Origin of the sequence: Corynebacterium maris DSM 45190, assembly GCF_000442645.1 — a bacterium.
Classification (GTDB): Bacteria; Actinomycetota; Actinomycetes; order Mycobacteriales; family Mycobacteriaceae; genus Corynebacterium; species Corynebacterium maris.
In genome coordinates this window covers 2,107,541-2,123,759 of sequence record NC_021915.1, presented here as the reverse complement: position 1 = coordinate 2,123,759, position 16,219 = coordinate 2,107,541, and the positions used below count along the sequence as shown (strand labels likewise).

16 protein-coding genes are annotated in these 16,219 nt (G+C 68.1%); 13 read left to right on the top strand and 3 right to left on the bottom strand.

Going from position 1 to position 16,219, the window contains the following annotated elements; genetic code table 11:
- Positions 1-110 precede the first annotated feature (110 nt).
- Both B841_RS09900 and B841_RS09895 read left to right on the top strand, forming a co-directional pair.
- Positions 111-1,961 (top strand): AMP-dependent synthetase/ligase, encoded by a 1,851-nt coding sequence (locus tag B841_RS09900; protein WP_020935361.1) that lies wholly within the window; start codon positions 111-113, stop codon positions 1,959-1,961.
- Between the two features lie 120 nt (positions 1,962-2,081).
- The gene (locus B841_RS09895; RefSeq protein ID WP_020935360.1) at positions 2,082-2,762 is read left to right on the top strand and encodes a hypothetical protein; all 681 of its coding nucleotides are present in this window, start codon (positions 2,082-2,084) and stop codon (positions 2,760-2,762) included.
- Positions 2,763-2,780: 18 nt separating this feature from the next.
- Here B841_RS09895 and B841_RS09890 read toward each other — a convergent pair whose 3' ends face one another.
- A complete protein-coding gene (locus tag B841_RS09890; protein WP_020935359.1) occupies positions 2,781-3,818 on the bottom strand; it encodes a CNNM domain-containing protein in 1,038 nt (345 codons plus the stop codon).
- Positions 3,819-5,201 carry a hemolysin family protein gene (locus B841_RS09885; protein ID WP_020935358.1) on the bottom strand — a complete coding sequence of 461 codons (1,383 nt, stop codon included), beginning with the start codon at positions 5,199-5,201 and terminating at the stop codon, positions 3,819-3,821. It lies immediately after the preceding gene.
- Between the two features lie 171 nt (positions 5,202-5,372).
- On the opposite strand from B841_RS09885, the gene hemW reads away from it, so the two are divergent.
- The 11 genes from hemW to B841_RS09830 all read left to right on the top strand — a co-directional run bounded on the left by hemW (position 5,373) and on the right by B841_RS09830 (position 15,755).
- The gene (gene hemW / locus B841_RS09880) at positions 5,373-6,491 is read left to right on the top strand and encodes a radical SAM family heme chaperone HemW (protein ID WP_041632296.1); all 1,119 of its coding nucleotides are present in this window, start codon (positions 5,373-5,375) and stop codon (positions 6,489-6,491) included.
- A gap of 107 nt (positions 6,492-6,598) precedes the next feature.
- Entirely contained in the window at positions 6,599-7,630 is a 1,032-nt protein-coding gene (hrcA, locus tag B841_RS09875; RefSeq protein ID WP_020935356.1) for a heat-inducible transcriptional repressor HrcA, read from the top strand.
- A 50-nt stretch (positions 7,631-7,680) separates the two neighbouring features.
- On the top strand, positions 7,681-8,817 hold the full coding sequence (dnaJ, locus tag B841_RS09870) for a molecular chaperone DnaJ (protein WP_020935355.1): 1,137 nt from the start codon (positions 7,681-7,683) through the stop codon (positions 8,815-8,817).
- The gene (locus B841_RS09865) at positions 8,814-9,524 is read left to right on the top strand and encodes a 16S rRNA (uracil(1498)-N(3))-methyltransferase (protein WP_020935354.1); all 711 of its coding nucleotides are present in this window, start codon (positions 8,814-8,816) and stop codon (positions 9,522-9,524) included. The genes dnaJ and B841_RS09865 overlap by 4 nt, the downstream gene beginning before the upstream one ends.
- A 43-nt stretch (positions 9,525-9,567) precedes the next feature.
- Positions 9,568-10,563 carry a PhoH family protein gene (locus B841_RS09860; RefSeq protein WP_020935353.1) on the top strand — a complete coding sequence of 332 codons (996 nt, stop codon included), beginning with the start codon at positions 9,568-9,570 and terminating at the stop codon, positions 10,561-10,563.
- The gene (gene ybeY / locus B841_RS09855) at positions 10,560-11,165 is read left to right on the top strand and encodes an rRNA maturation RNase YbeY (protein ID WP_020935352.1); all 606 of its coding nucleotides are present in this window, start codon (positions 10,560-10,562) and stop codon (positions 11,163-11,165) included. Before B841_RS09860 ends, ybeY begins: the two co-directional genes overlap by 4 nt.
- Before the next feature lie 64 nt (positions 11,166-11,229).
- Positions 11,230-12,078 carry a pyridoxal kinase PdxY gene (gene pdxY / locus B841_RS09850; RefSeq protein ID WP_020935351.1) on the top strand — a complete coding sequence of 283 codons (849 nt, stop codon included), beginning with the start codon at positions 11,230-11,232 and terminating at the stop codon, positions 12,076-12,078.
- 129 nt (positions 12,079-12,207) lie between these two features.
- Positions 12,208-13,128 carry a GTPase Era gene (era, locus tag B841_RS09845; protein ID WP_020935350.1) on the top strand — a complete coding sequence of 307 codons (921 nt, stop codon included), beginning with the start codon at positions 12,208-12,210 and terminating at the stop codon, positions 13,126-13,128.
- Positions 13,129-13,881 carry a DNA repair protein RecO gene (gene recO, locus B841_RS09840; protein ID WP_020935349.1) on the top strand — a complete coding sequence of 251 codons (753 nt, stop codon included), beginning with the start codon at positions 13,129-13,131 and terminating at the stop codon, positions 13,879-13,881. It begins immediately after the preceding gene.
- A 14-nt stretch (positions 13,882-13,895) separates the two neighbouring features.
- Positions 13,896-14,654: an isoprenyl transferase gene (locus B841_RS09835; protein WP_020935348.1), complete on the top strand. Its 759-nt coding sequence runs from the start codon at positions 13,896-13,898 to the stop codon at positions 14,652-14,654.
- Positions 14,655-15,755, top strand: coding sequence for a VIT1/CCC1 transporter family protein (locus B841_RS09830; RefSeq protein ID WP_020935347.1), 1,101 nt, complete (start codon positions 14,655-14,657; stop codon positions 15,753-15,755). It begins immediately after the preceding gene.
- A gap of 21 nt (positions 15,756-15,776) precedes the next feature.
- Here the strand turns inward: B841_RS09830 and B841_RS09825 are convergent, their stop codons facing one another.
- Positions 15,777-16,214, bottom strand: a complete 438-nt coding sequence (locus B841_RS09825) for a Fur family transcriptional regulator (RefSeq protein ID WP_020935346.1) — start codon at positions 16,212-16,214, stop codon at positions 15,777-15,779.
- Positions 16,215-16,219: the final 5 nt, after the last annotated feature.

Below are 16,219 nucleotides of genomic sequence, written 5' to 3'. Positions count from 1 at the left end.
TGCCAAAAAGGTCCGGTTCCCGCGCGGGGATCGGGCTGACCTACCGAGAATGCCCGGGGGTGCGGGTACGGTGAGCGGTGACTGCAATGCGACCAGAAAGGCACGCCACCGTGACCGCCACCGACCCTTCGCAGGAATTCCACACCCCCGCCGGTTTCGAGCTGGCGCCGGACGAGAACTGCCTGTCCGCCATGCTGGCGGGGGCGTTCGCGCACCCCTACACGGTGCTGTTCACCCGCCCCGCCAACTACGAATGGATCAACGTCACCGCCCGTGACTTCGCCACCGAGGTCAAGGAGGTGGCCAAGGGGTTGATCGCGATGGGCGTGGAGCCGGGGGACCGGGTCGCGCTGCTGTCGACGACCCGCTACGAGTGGTCGCTGCTGGACTTCGCCATCTGGGCCGCCGGCGCCGCCAGCGTGCCCATCTATCCCTCCAGCTCCCTGGCACAGATCCAATGGATCATCGAGGACTCCGGGGCGGTCGTCGCGATCACCGAAACCCGGGAGAACACCTCCCTGATCGAGCACCTCCTCCTGCAGGAGGACGGCACCCCGCAGCTGGCCGGTTCCCCGAGCCGGATGCGCCGCATCCTGGAGATCGACGCCTCGGCGATCGACACCCTCAAATTCGAGGGGCGCACCGTGCCGGACGCGGACGTCGAGAAACGGATAGCCGCCATCCGCCATGAGGACCTGGCCAGCATCGTCTACACCTCCGGCACCACCGGCAAGCCCAAGGGCTGCCACCTGACCCACTACAACTGGATCTTCCAGGCCCGCGCCATTTTGACCAACCCGATCGGGGCGATCGCCAAGCCGGGCACCCGCATGCTGACGTACCTGCCGATGGCCCACGTGCTCGCCCGCGCGGTGTCGCTGGCGCTGACGATCTCGGGGGCCACCCAGTCGCACTGGTCGGACACCGCCACCCTGACCGTCGCGCTGGACCGGGTGCGCCCGCACCTGATGCTCGGGGTGCCGCGCGTCTACGAGAAAGTCCGCACCGCCGCCTACAACAAGGCCGCGGACAGGGGCGGGATCCCGGCGGCGTTGTTCACCAGCGCCGAGAAGACCGCCATCGAATACTCCCAGGCACTCGACACCGAGGACGGCCCCTCCCGGACGTTGAAAACCCGTCGCGCGCTCTTCGACCGGCTGGTCTACGCCAAAATCCGCGACGCCTTGGGCGGACACGTCGAATACTGCATCACCGGCGGCTCCACCATGTCCTCGGATCTCTCGCACTTCTACCGCGGTCTGGGCGTGCCCGTCTACGAGGGCTACGGGCTGACGGAAACCGCGGCGGCCTGCGCCGTCGACTTCGCCGACCAAAAGATCGGCACCGTCGGACAGCCACTGAACGGCTACGGCGCCAAAGTCACCGCCGACGGAGAAATCCTCGTCTGCGGCGGCGGCGTGTTCCAGGGCTACTGGAACAACGACGAAGCCACCGCCGAGGTGCTCGAGGACGGGTGGTTCAACACCGGCGACCTCGGCGAAATCGACGACACCGGCCACATCACCATCACCGGCCGCAAGAAAGACCTCATCGTCACCGCCGGCGGCAAAAACGTCTCCCCGGGCCCCATGGAAGAAATCCTGCGCCAGCACCCGCTGATCTCCCAGGCGTTGATCGTCGGCGACGGCAAGCCCTTCATCGGGGTGCTGGTCACCCTCGACGACGAGGAGTTCCGTCGCTGGAAGGACGACCGCAACATCCCGGAAAACCGCAAGCTGGGAGACCTGGTCACCGAACCCTCCCTGCGCAGCGAAATCCAGGACGCCGTCAACATGGCAAACAAGAGCGTCAGCCACGCCGAAGCCATCAAGAAGTTCTGGATCTTGGACCGCGACCTCTCCGAGGAGGAAAACGAACTGACCCCCACCCTCAAGGTCAAACGCAACGTCGTCTTCCAACGCTTCGCAGAGGACATCAACGCGCTCTACGATGGACGCTAGCCACGCCGGTGTGTCTTAACGCCCCAGGGTGGGTGATCTCGCCTAGAGTCAGGCACGACGAACACGAGTCCTCGTCTTCACACCGAAGGCGTCCGGGTCGGTGAAAGGAGTAGCACCTCGATGCAGAAAGTCGCCGCACAGCTGCGCCACCGGGAGCTGACCCAGGAAATCTACAACATCGGGGACGAGGTCGCCGAGTACATCGAGCACCTCGTCGAAGCCGTCCACGACTGGGACGGCGACCTCGCCGCCGAATGCCTCGCCGAATTCTCCGAAATCGTCGACGACGCCCGCCACGACGCCCGCCGCATCATCGGCGAGCTGCTCGGTCTGCGCCAGGCGCTGACCTCCGGGGTGCGCGCCGGGGTCCTGTCCGCGTCGTCTTCCGTGGACGCCCGCATTCCGGAGCCGGAGCTGCTCGACGCCGACGGGCTCGAGGAACTGCACCCGGTCTCGTCGACGCCCGTCGCCGTGCGCGAGCTGGCCGACGCCCTCGACGCGCGCACCGCCCTGGCGGTGCAGCATCTGACCGAGCTGGTGGACTTCACCCTCGAACAGACCGACCGCGTCGCCCGCGACTTGGACGCCGTGTCGCTGCCGCGCCACTACGCGCGCATCGGCGAGCTGGTCACCCAGGTCACCCGCGGCTGGTTGGACACCGTCGTCGAGGCGCACCCGGGGTACACCCGCACGATGCGGGGAGCGAACCCGCCGGAGTTTTTGGTCGAGCGCGCCCGCGTCGACGCCATCGTCGCCCGCGTCGCGGCGAAGAAGGCCCGGGAACGCGACTTCGCGTCCTAGGCCGTTCCCCGTCCCGGTTTAACGGCCCGCCCGGTCGAGCTTCTGCTCGATCTCCGGCCACAGCTGGTTCATGATGTCGTCCCACGTGATCAACCCGAGGATGGTGCGTCCCTCGGTGACCAGCGCCAGCTGATCGTTGTGCTCGCGCATCAGGTCCAGCACGTCGCGGATGGCGGTCGCGGCGTCGCACTGCAGCGCCGGGTAGGAATACCGCGCGGCCGGCTCGTCCGGGTCCGCCAGCACGGTGTCCTGGGCGTGGACGACGTGCGGCAGCGCGGAGCCGGGCTTATCGATGAGCACCCGTAGGTAGTTCTCGGCGCGGGCCTTCGCCTGCACGTCGGCGACGGTGGCGGTGGACGGCAACGTGGAGATCGCGGAGCCGTAGTCTGTCACGGCCTGGCCGATGTCGCCGGACTCGATGGCGATGACGCCCTCGAGGTTCTCGGCGGAGTCCTTGTCCAGGGTGCCGGTCTCCGCGGAGTGGCGCACCAGGTGGTGCAGCGTCTCGGTGTCGTAGCCCTTGGCGGCGGCCCGGTCGACGGGCATCTCCCCGGTCCGGGCGACCAGCTTGTTGGCGATCTTGTTGATCCACAGCAGCAGCGGGCGGAAGACGGCCACGAACCACCGGGCCGGCACCGCGATGATGCGCAGCGCGGATTCGGGGTGGGCGATGGCCCAGGACTTCGGCGCCATCTCGCCGATGACCAGGTGCAGGAACGTCACGATGAACAGCGACACGATGAAGGCGATGACGTCGGCCGCCCCGGCGGACAGGGACGCCGCCTCAAACAGCGGCGTCAACAGGCCGTGCACCCACGGCTTGGTCACCGCGCCGAGCGCGAAGGTGGCCGCGGTGATGCCCAGCTGCGCGCCGGCGAGCATGACGGTCAGCTCGTTGAGGCTGCGCAGGCCGGCACGGGCCGCACCCGAGGTCTCCGCCTCTTCTTCGAGACGGTGGCGGCGGGCGGAGAGCAGCGAAAATTCGATGACCACGAAAAACGCGGAGGCCGCGATGATCAAGACCGTCACCGGCAAAGCGATGTACCACTCAGTCATCTACTTGTCCTCCTCGTTCTCGTTCTCATCTTCGGGTTCGATCAGGGTGAGCTTGATTTCACTGGGCACGTTGCGCTCGACTTCGAGGATTTCCGCGTGCAGCGAGCGCTCGGGGATCTCGTCGCCGTCGATGAAGTCCTCGGGCAGCGCCTCCAGCTCGAAGACGACGGTCTCGCCTTCCTCGATCAGGCCGCCGGACTCGGAGAGCAGCAGGCCGGAGAGGGTCTCGTAGTCGCCGGTGGGCAGTTTGTAGCCGACGGCGCGGATGACTTCATCGACGGGGGTGTCACCGTCGGCGATCCACTCGTCGTCGGCGGACTCGGTGATCTCCTCGGTCTCGGAGTCCTCGTGGCGGTCGGTGAACTCGCCCAAGATCTCCTCGCCCAGGTCCTCGAGGGTGATGATGCCGACGAAGCCGCCGTATTCGTCGATGACGCAGGCGATCTTGTCGTTGGCGGCGCGGAGCTCGGAGACGGCGTCCGGCAGGCTCATCAGTTCGTGCAGGATCGTCGGTTCCGCCATGAGCTCGCGTACGGGCGTGTCCTGGTCCAGGGAACGGTCCAGGACGTCGAGCAAGCTGATCACGCCGACGGGCACGTGCTCGTCGTCGATGACGGGAAAGCGGGTGTGCGAGTTGTCCATCTCCTGCCGGGCTTCGGCGACGGTGGATTCGGGGGAGAGGACCGCCACGCGGGAACGCGGGATCATGGCGTGGTCGACGTCTTGCCGCGGGAATTCCAGCATGCGGTCGAGCACCAGGTAGGTGCGCCCGTCGAGGTCGCCGGAGTCGCGGGAATTCTCGATGACGCGCTCGAGGTCCTCGCGGTTGGCGGAGGAGTCGACGTCGTCGACCGGTTCCATGCCCAACAGGCGCAGGAAAGTGTTCGACGACCAGTCGAAGAAGCGGATCAGCCAACCGAACAGCAGCAGGTAGATCTGGGTGGGCCGGGCGAGTGCGAGGGAGGATTTATAGGGGGCGGCGAGCGTGTAATTCTTGGGGAAGAGTTCCCCGAAAATCATCTGAACGATGGTGGCCAGCGTCAGGGCTAAGACGGTGCCCACGCCGATGCTGACCGCCTCGGACACGCCGAACCCTCCGAAGATCGTGCCGAGGGCCTGCCCGACCAGCGGTTCGGCGATGTAGCCGACGAGCAGGCCGGTGACCGTGATGCCGAGCTGGGCGCCCGACAGCATGAACGAGGTTTTCCTGGTGATATCCAGGGCCCGCCCCGCGCGGGCGTCGCCGTCGTCGGCGGCCAGGCGGAGCTCATTGCGGTCGACCGACATGTAGGCGAATTCCTGGGCGACGTGAAAGCCGTTCCAGACGATGATCAGGCCGATGATCACCAATCCGACCAGCAACAAAACTATGGCTTCAATCATGCTGCACCCCCTTCCGCACAACTGTGGGGTCGGGGGCTGCGACTGTCGGGGTCGGGCACTATCCATCCTCTTCTCGCCCGTGAGGGGCGGTATCGTGGTAAAAGCAGATAAAGCAAAAGTACACGAAACCACCGTTCGGCGGGAGAGGTCGGGTGGACTATCGTGGGCGGCATGTTTGGTGTCTATGTCCACGTCCCGTTTTGTGCCACCCGCTGCGGGTATTGCGACTTCAACACCTACACCCCGGGTGAGTTGGGGGCGGCGTCGTCGACCGACGCCTACCTCGAGGCGCTGGAGCGCGAACTCGACGCCGCGGCGGCGCAGCACGGGCGGCCCGCGCAGACGGTGTTCGTCGGCGGCGGCACCCCCTCACTGCTGGGCGCGGCGGGTCTGACGCGGGTGCTGGACGCGGTGCGCAACTCCTTCGGCCTGGCGCCGGGGGCGGAGATCACCACGGAGTCGAACCCGGAGTCGGTGTCGCCGCAGTTTTTCGAGGGCATCTTGGAGGCCGGCTACAACCGGGTCTCCCTGGGGATGCAGTCGGCCGCGTCGAATGTGCTGCGCATCCTGGAGCGCGCGCACACCCCGGGCCGGGCGGTCGACGCGGCGAAGGAGGCCCGCGCCGCGGGCGTGGAGCACGTGAACCTGGACATGATCTACGGCACGCCCACCGAAACCGACGACGACGTGCGCCGCACCCTGGACGCGGTGCTGGACGCCGACGTCGACCACGTCTCCGCCTACTCGCTGATCGTCGAGGACGGCACCGCCATGGCGCGCAAAGTCCGCCGCGGCGAGCTGCCCGCCCCGGACGAGGACGTCTTCGCCGACCGTTACGCGATCATCTCCGAGCGGCTGGAGGGCGCCGGCTTCGACTGGTACGAGGTCTCCAACTGGGCGAAGCCGGGCGGGCAATGCGAGCACAACATGATCTACTGGCGCGACGGCGACTGGTGGGGCGCCGGCCCCGGCGCGCACTCGCACCTGGGCGACAGGCGTTTCTACAACGTCAAGCACCCGGCGCGGTACTACGCGGCCGAAGGGTTGCCGATCGCGGCGACGGAGGAGTTGACGCCGCAGGACCGCCACACGGAGCGGATGATGCTGGGGCTGCGGCTGCGCGAGGGCGTTCCGCTCACCTGGGTGGGGGCCGGGGCGCGGGCGCTCGTCGACAAGTACGTCGCCGACGGGTTGCTGCGTGTCGACGGTGATCGTCTCGCGGTCACGGACCGTGGCCGGTTGCTGGCGGACGGCATCGTCACCGACATCTTGATCGCCGAGGAGGGCTGAGTTCCGGGGACGTTTCGAAGGCACGCTTCCCGCCTGCACGAGGGCATTTGCCCCGCGCCGGTCAGTGATTACACTGGGCAATTAGCAATCGAGGAAGGTGAGTGCCAATGGCGGGAGCGACGGATCAGCGACGCGGGCAAGTTCTGCGCGCCATCATCGCCGACTACATTTCCCTGCACGAACCGGTGGGGTCGAAAGCGCTGCTGGAGAGACACCACATCAACGTCTCGTCCGCGACCATCCGCAACGACATGGCGGTGCTGGAGTCCGAGGGCTACATCACCCAGCGGCATGCGTCGTCGGGCCGGGTGCCCACGGAGAAGGGCTATCGGGCGTTCGTGGATTCGATCCACGACGTCAAGCCGTTGTCCACCCCGGAACGCCGCGCGATCGTGACGTTTTTGGAAGAGGGCGTCGACCTGGAGGACGTGCTGCGCCGCAGCGTGCATCTGCTGGCGCAGCTGACCCGGCAGGCGGCGGTGGTCCAGTTGCCGACGCTGAACACCTCGCGCGTCAAGCACTGCGAGGTGGTGGCGCTTGGCCCGATGCGATTGCTGCTCGTCCTGATCACCGACACCGGCCGGGTGGACCAGCGCAACGTGGAGTTGGCGGCGCCCGCCGCCGAGGAGCAGGTGCACCGCCTGCGCGACCTGCTCAACGAGGCGCTGCAGAACAAGACCATGGCGGAGGCGTCGACGAGTCTGGCGGAGCTGGCGGATCAGGTGCCGCCGGAGCTGCACGAGCATATGCTGCGGGCGGCGACGGTGCTGCGGGAGACGCTGGTGGATCAGCCCAACGACCGGCTGATCATGGCGGGCGCGTCGAACCTGACGCGGATCGCCCGGGATTTCCCCGTCGGGCTGCCGGACGTGATCTCCGCGCTGGAGGAGCAGGTGGTCATGCTCAAGCTGATGGCGGACCTGCCGGATCTGGGCAATGTGTCGGTGGTGATCGGGGAGGAGAACGAGGAGAAGCAGCTCCACGTCACTTCGATCGTCACCAGCGCGTACGGTAACGAAGAGGACGGCAAGCTCGGCGGCCTCGGTGTGGTGGGGCCGACCTACATGGACTATCCGGGAACTATGTCGAAGGTCTCGGCCGTTGCCCGGTATGTGGGTCGCATCCTGCAGGGTGAGTAAGATCGCCCACCAGTCAACAACAATAATTCACTTAGAAAGACTCTTATAACGTGGCTCGTGACTATTACGGCATCCTGGGCGTCGACAAGTCCGCGTCGGACGCGGACATTAAGAAGGCGTACCGCAAGCTGGCTCGCAAGTATCACCCGGACGTCAACCCCTCCGAGGAGGCGGCCGAGAAGTTCAAGGAACTGTCCACCGCCTACGAGGTGCTGACGGACGCGGACAAGCGCCGCGTCGTGGACATGGGCGGCGACCCGATGGAGTCCGGCGGCGGCATGCCGGGCGGCGGACAGGGCGGCTTCGGCGGTTTCGGCGACATCTTCGAGGCCTTCTTCGGCGGCGGCGCCGGCGGCTCCTCGGGGCCGCGCTCGCGCGTGCAGCCGGGCAACGACGCCCTGCTGCGCACCGAGGTCACCTTGGAGGAGGCCTACGCCGGGGTGCGCAAGGACGTCACGGTGGACACCGCCGTGCTGTGCGACCGGTGTGAGGGCAGCGGCTCGAAGACCAAGGCCAAGCCGGTCACCTGCCATTCCTGCGGCGGCAGCGGCGAAGTGCAGTCCGTGGAGCGCTCCTTCTTGGGCAACGTGCTCACCACGCGTCCCTGCGGCACGTGCGAAGGCTTCGGCGAGATCATCGAGGACCCGTGCGACCACTGCGCCGGCCAGGGCCGCATGCGCAAGCGCCGCGACCTGACGGTGACCATCCCGGCGGGCATCGACGACGGCATGCGCATCCGCATGTCCGGCCAGGGCGAGGTCGGCCACGGCGGCGGACCCGCCGGTGATCTGTACGTGGAGGCCCGCGTCAAGCCGCACCCGGTGTACCGCCGCGACGGCGACAACCTGCACGTCGACGTCAAGGTCCCCATGGTCGACGCCGCGTTGGGCGTCACCTTCACCGCCGCCGACCTCAAGGGCGAGGAGGTCAGCCTGGAGGTCGCCCCCGGCACCCAACCGGGCCAGACCATCGTGCTCGAAGGCGAGGGCATGCCGCGCCTGCGCCGCGAAGGCCACGGCAACCTCATCGCCCACGTCAACGTCATGGTGCCCAACGAGCTCGACGACAAGACCCGCTCCCTGCTGGAGGAGATCCGCGACTTGCGCGCCGAGAACTCCTCCGTGCACAGCGACGACGACGGCGACGGCGGGTTCTTCTCCCGCCTGCGCGACCGGTTCCGGCGATGAGCCTGCCGGTCTTTCTCACCGACTCCCTGGCCGGCGAGCGGCTCACGCTCACCGGCGGGGAGGGCCGCCACGCGGTGACCGTCAAGCGCATCCAGCCGGGCGAGCGGGTCCTGCTCATCGACGGCTCCGGCGACGCCGCCACCGTGGAGGTGGCGGAGGTCAGCGGCAAGGACACGCTGGTCGGCGAGGTCATTGAGCGTCACCCGCACCAGCCGCCGCGGCCGTACGTCGTGGTGGTCCAGGCGCTGCCGAAATCCGAGCGCAGCGAACTGGCCGTCGACCTGGCCACCCAGGCCGGCGCCGACGAGATCATCCCCTGGCAAGCCGCCCGCTGCGAGGCGAAGTGGACGGACGCCAAGACCCCCAAGCACGTCGCCAAGTGGGAGGCCGCGGCCACCGCGGCGGCGAAACAGTCGCGGCGCACGCGCATCCCGCCGATCAATAAGCCGGTCACCACGAGCCAGCTCGCCGAGCTCATCGCCGGGCACACGGCCTACGTGCTGCACGAGGACGCCGCCGAACCGATCGGGGCGGTGGACCTAGACGTCGACAAGCTCTACCTGCTGATCGGCCCGGAAGGCGGCGTCGGCGAGGAGGAACTCGACGCCCTCGGGGCACGTGCCGTGCGCCTGGGCCCGGAGGTCTACCGCACCGCCAGCGCCGCCATGGTGGCGCTGTCGGCCATCGGGGCGCTCAAGCGCTGGTAAGCTCACCCACAATCGTTTAAGGAAAGGCAGGGCCGGCGCCATAGTGGCTGACGTGGTCAAAACCAAGATCGAACTCGACTCCGCCTACGCGGGCGAGGTGCTCGGAATCAACGACGACAACCTCCGGGTCCTCAACAACCTCATCGACGCCGACCTCTTCGCCCGCGGGCACGTCGTCACCGTCACCGGCCCCGGCTTCGAAGTCGCCCGCGCCGGCAAGGTGCTGCGCGAACTGGAGGCGATCGCCCGCCGCGGGCACACCATCTCCCCGGACGGGGTCAAACACGCCCTGAACATCGTCACGGTGGAAACGCCCCAGTCGGTCAGTCAGATCATGGGCTCCGACATCATCGCCCGCCGCGGCAAGGCCATCCGGCCCAAGACGGCGGGGCAGAAGAACTACGTCGACGCCATCGACGAGCACACCGTCGTCTTCGGCATCGGCCCCGCCGGCTCCGGCAAAACCTACCTGGCGGTGGCCAAGGCCGTGCAGGCGCTGCAGGCCAAGCAAGTCCAGCGCATCATCCTCACCCGCCCCGCCGTCGAGGCCGGCGAAAAACTCGGCTTTTTGCCCGGCACCCTCAACGACAAGATCGACCCCTACCTGCGCCCCCTCTACGACGCGCTGCGCGACATGCTCGACCCGGAGATGATCCCCAAACTCATGGAGGCCGGCGTCATCGAGGTCGCCCCGCTGGCCTACATGCGCGGGCGCACCCTCAACGACGCCTTCGTCATCCTCGACGAAGCCCAAAACACCACGCCCGAGCAGATGAAGATGTTCCTCACGCGTCTGGGCTTCGGCTCCAAGATGGTCGTCACCGGCGACGCCACCCAGGTGGACCTGCCCCGCGGCACCAAATCCGGCCTGCACATCGTGCGCCACATCCTGGACGGCGTCGAGGACATCCACTTCGCCGACATGTCCTCCACCGACGTGGTGCGCCACCAACTGGTCGGGCGCATCGTCACCGCCTACGACAGCTACGACGAAGACAACGCCCGCCGCGCGGCGCAGCGAAAGGAAGCCCAGCAATGAGCATCGAAGTCCTGAACGAATCCGGCTACGGCGGAGTCAACGAAGAAATGCTCGTCGACGTCTGCTCCTTCGTCTTAGGCGAAATGGACATCCACCCCGACGCCGAAGTCACCCTCACCTGCGTGGAAGAAAAGGTCATCACCGACCTGCACGTGCGCTGGATGGACCTGGACGGGCCCACCGACGTCATGAGCTTTCCCATGGACGAGCTGACCCCCGGCACCGGCGGGCGCCCCGACGCGCCGGGGCCGGGCCCGGCGATGCTCGGCGACATCGTGCTGTGCCCGGAGTTCGCCGAGAAGCAGGCCGCCGCCGCCGGGCATGGGCTGGGCCACGAGTTGGCCCTGCTGACCGTCCACGGCGCCCTGCACCTGCTCGGCTACGACCACGCCGACGCCGAGTCCGAGCGCGAGATGTTCGCCCTGCAAAACGAGTTGCTCGCCGACTGGTACGACGACGTGACCCGCCGCGGCGTGGAGTTCCAGCCCAAGCCCAGCGGGGCGGCGGCCTTCCCGAGCGCCGCCGACCGCGCCGCACTCGACGAGGTCGTGCCCGGCGGGGGACTGCCCGCGATCGGCGAACCCCGCGCCGACGACAAGTAATACCTGAATAAATCCGGCGGGGCGATGCCCGGCCCCCGCCGGACAGGGTGCACAATTGCTTGTCATGAACATCCTGTCGATCCAGTCCGCCGTCGCCTACGGACACGTCGGAAACTCCGCCGCCGTCTTCCCGCTGCAGCGCATCGGCCACGAGGTGTGGCCGGTGCACACGGTCAACTACTCCAACCACACCGGCTACGGCGCCTGGCGCGGCCCGATGATCCCGGCGGCCGACGTCGCCGAGGTCATCGCCGGCGTCGGCGAGCGCGGCGAATTCGCCTCCATCGCCGCGATCCTCTCCGGCTACCAGGGCGGGCCCGACATCGCGCACGTCATCGTCGACGCCGTGGCCAAGATCAAGGCGGAGAACCCCGAGGCGATCTACGCCTGCGACCCGGTGATGGGCAACGCCAAGAGCGGCTGCCACGTCTCCGACGACATCCCGCCGCTGCTGCGCGACGTCGTCGTCCCGCACGCCGACGTGATCACCCCGAATCAGTTCGAGCTGGGCTTTCTCACCGGCCGGCAGGCCGGCGACCTGGACTCCACCCTCGCCGCCGTGGACGCCGCCCGCGCCATGGGACCGAACACTGTGCTGGTGACCTCCGTGCTGCGCCCGGAGCGCAGGGAAGGCACCGTGGAGATGCTGGTGGTCGACGACCGCGGCCGGTGGATCGTGGAGACGCCGTACCTGCCGTTCAAGATCAACGGCTCCGGCGACGTCACCGCCGCGCTGTTCACCGGCCACTACATCAAGCACCGCGACGCCGCCGACGCCCTGGCGCGCACCGCCTCCTCGGTCTACGACCTGCTGGAGACCACCTACCAGGCCGACTCGCGTGAGCTGCGGCTGATCGACGCGCAGCACTACTACGCCGAGCCGCGCCTGCAGTTCCAGGTCCGCGAGATCTGACTCCGGCGCGCGGGGTCGGCCCGCCCGGCACTCTGCGCGCGCATAGCGGATAACCGCAGGTTGGGCGATGATCAATGGGCGCGATAGGATGGAGGGCACTATTTCATCCGCACTACCCCAAGGAGACAGGTGCACAGTTTCACCGACACCCCGGAAGGCTTTCGTTCCGGTTTCGTCAGCTTCGTCGGCCGCCCCAACACCGGAAAGTCGACCCTGACCAACGCGCTCGTCGGTGAGAAAATCGCCATCACCGCGGACCAGCCCGAAACCACCCGCCACCCGATCCGCGGTCTGGTGCACCGCGACGACGCCCAGATCATCGTCGTGGACACCCCGGGCCTGCACCGCCCGCGCACCCTGCTGGGCGAGCGCCTCAACGAGGTGGTCAAAGAGACCTACGCCGACGTCGACCTGATCGGGCTGACCATCCCGGCCAACGAGAAGATCGGCCCCGGCGACCGCTGGATCCTGGACAACGTGCGGGAGGCGTCGCCGAACACGCCGATCATCGGCGTGGTCACCAAGACCGACGCCGTCTCGCGCGACGAGGTCGCCGCCCAGCTCATGGCCGTCTTCGAGCTGCTCGGCGGGGGAGACGTGGACGTGGTGCCGGTCTCCTCCGTCAACAACGAGCAGATCGACGTGCTTTCCGACGTCATCGTCAAGAACCTGCCCGAGGGCCCGAAGTTCTACCCCGACGACCACCTGACCGACGACGACACCCAGACTCGCATCTCCGAGCTGATCCGCGAGGCCGCGCTGACCGGGCTGAAGGACGAGCTGCCGCATTCGGTGGCCGTCGAGGTCGACGAAATGCTCGAGGACGACGAACGCGACCGCCTCAACGTCTACGCCGTGCTGTATGTGGAGCGCCCCGGCCAGCAGAAGATCATCGAGGGCCGCGACGGCCGGCGCCTGAGCCGCACCGTGCAGCAGGCCCGCCGCGAAATCATCGAGTTGCTGGGCCGCAACGTGTACCTGGATTTGCGCATCAAGGTGCTCAAGAACTGGCAGTCGGACCCGAAGTCGCTGGGCCGGCTCGGGTTTTAGATGCGCCGCGGCTCCTACCGCGACCGCGCGGTGGTGGTGCGCACCTACGACTTCGGGGAGGCCGACCGCATCGTGGTGCTGCTGACCCGCGAGCACGGGCTGGTGCGCACCGTGGCCAAAGGGGTGCGCCGCGGGAAAAGCCGCTTCGGCTCCCGCCTGCAACCTTTCGTGGCTCTGGACGTGCACCTGTACCGGGGCAAGAACTTGGCCACCGTCGCGGAGGCCGACACCGTGGCCTACTACGGCGCCGGGATCATCGAGGACTACGACCGCTACACCGCGGCCAGCGCCGTGCTGGAGACCGCGGAACGGCTCGCCGGCGTCGAGGCCGCCGCGGGTGACCCGTACCTGTACGAGTCCGTCACCGAGACCTTCGCCCGCATGCAGTCCACCCGGCACCCGTCGTTGGTGCTCGACGCCTTTTGTCTGCAGGCGATGCGCCACGCCGGCTGGGCGCCGGGGTTGTTCGACTGCGCGCAGTGCGGGGCGCGCGGCCCGCACCACGCGTTTCACCCCGGGATCGGCGGGGCGGCGTGCGTGCGGTGCCGGCCGTCGAAAAGCGCGGAGGTGCCGGAGGAGACCCTGCATCTGATGTGGTTGCTGGCCCACTCGCACTGGCCCGCCGCCCGGCAGATCGCCGAGGCCGACGGCGGGGCGCAGCTGGTGGCGGCGGCGCACCGGCTGACCGTGGCGCACCTGCAGTGGCACGTGGAGACCACAATCACCAGTGTGCAGGTCATGGATCAGCGATAGGGCACAATAGAGGCGTGAGTGAGCCGAATAACCCCCAAGCAGCGGCGCTGAACCCGCCGACGATCCCCGCGGAGTTCCTGCCCGAGCACATCGCCTTAGTGATGGACGGCAACGGCCGCTGGGCGCAGCAGCGCGGCATGAAGCGCACCGAAGGACACAAACGCGGCGAGGCCGTGCTCATGGACGTCGTCGACGCCTGCCTGGCCCTTAAGGTGCCGTACCTGTCCGCCTACGCGTTCTCCACGGAGAACTGGCGCCGCGCCGCCGACGAGGTCCGCTTTTTGATGGGTTTTAACCGCGACGTGCTGCGCCGTCAGCGCGACGTCCTGCACGAGAAGGGCGTGCGCGTGGTGTGGGCGGGCCGGCGCCCGCGGCTGTGGCGCTCGGTGATCCGGGAACTGGAGGCCGCCGAGGAGATGACCGCAAACAACACGCGTATGACGCTGGTCATGTGCGTCAACTACGGCGGACGCGCCGAACTCATCGACGCCGCGCGCACCATCGCCCACGAGGCCGCGGCCGGACGGCTGCGGCCCGAGGAGATCACTGAGAAGACTTTCCCGCGGTTCCTCTACGACCCGCGGATGCCGGACGTGGACCTGTTCCTGCGCCCCTCCGGGGAGCGGCGAACCTCCAACTTCCTGCCCTGGCAGTCGGCCTACGCGGAAATGATCTACCAGGACAAGCTCTTCCCCGACTTCACCCACGAGGACCTGTTCGACGCCGTGGTGGAATACGCCCGCCGCGACCGCAGGTTCGGAGGCACGAAGTAAATGCCCGTGCAGAAACCGCCCACGCGCGCGCAAATCAACACCTGGCGCCGCTACCTGGCCAACGAGCGCGCCGAGGCCGCCGTCTACCGGGAGCTCGCCCGCAAACGTGAGGGCGCCGAGCGGGAAATCCTCCTGGAACTGGCAGAAGCCGAATCCCGGCACGAGCAATACTGGCGCGACAAACTCGGCGACTACGTCGGCATGCCCCGGCAACCGGACTTAAACACCCGCGTCATGGGCTTCATGGCCAAACACTTCGGCTCGGTGTTCACCCTGGCGCTGATGCAGACCGCCGAATCCCGCAGCCCCTACATCGACGATAAGGACGCCTCCCCACAGATCGCCGCCGACGAGCGGATGCACGCCGAAGTCGTCCGCGCCCTGGCCGCCCGCGGCCGGGAACGGATCTCCGGGGGATTTCGCGCCGCGATCTTCGGCGCCAACGACGGCCTGGTCTCCAACGTGGCGCTGGTGCTCGGCGTGCTGGGCTCCGGACTGGGGTCCACCGCGATCCTGTTGACGGGCATCTCCGGGCTGCTGGCCGGCGCGCTGTCCATGGCGGCGGGCGAGTACGTGTCGGTGAAATCCCAGTCGGAGCTGCTCGAGGCCTCCACACCCGACGCCGCCGCCCACACCCTGCCCGGGCAGGTCGACGTCAACGCCAACGAACTGGCCCTGGTCTACCGGGCCCGCGGCATGAGCGCCGAGGACGCGGCAGACAAGGCGGCGGACACCTTCGCCCGCATCTCCACGGCCCCGCGCCACGACGCCCGCGACGCCCACGCCCCCGCCCCGGCGCCCGCCGCGCCGGACGAGCAGAGCCACGGCGGGGCCTGGGTGGCCGCCCTGTCCTCCTTCGTGTGCTTCAGCCTCGGCGCGTTCATCCCCCTGATCCCGTTCCTCTTCGGCGCCCCGGCCGCCGTCGGCGCGATCATCGCCCTGGTGCTGGTGTCCGTCGCCCTGCTGATCACCGGCGGCATCACCGGCCTGCTGTCCGGAAAACCGCCCGCCGCGCGCGCCCTGCGCCAACTGCTCATCGGCCTCGGCGCCGCCGGCGTCACCTACGTGCTGGGGCTGCTCTTCGGCGCCCTCTTAGGCTGAGCCCTCTTAGACTGAGGCGGGCTACGCTTCCTTCCCGGCCCCCGCCTCGGCGCACGCGCCGCAAACGCCGTAGATCTCGGCGTCATGCCCCGTCAAGGTAAAACCGTGCTGGCTGGCGACCCCCTTGGCCCACGCCTCGACGGGACCGCCGTCGATCTCCTCCGTGAAACCGCACTCCGTGCACACCAGGTGATGGTGATGCACATCCGAATGACACGCCCGGTACAGCGTCTCCCCGGACGCCATATGCAACGCGTCGACCCCGCCGACCTCCGCCAAGGACTGCAAGGTGCGGTACACGGTGGTCAACCCCACCTTCGTGCCGCGCTCCTCCAGCTTTAAGTAGATATCCTTGGCGGAGCTGAAGTTGTCGAGTCCTTTCATGAGCTCGACGACGGCGGTGCGCTGCCGGGTGTTGCGCGCCCCGAGCTTCGGGACCCCGGAGTTCACGGGGGACATGAATG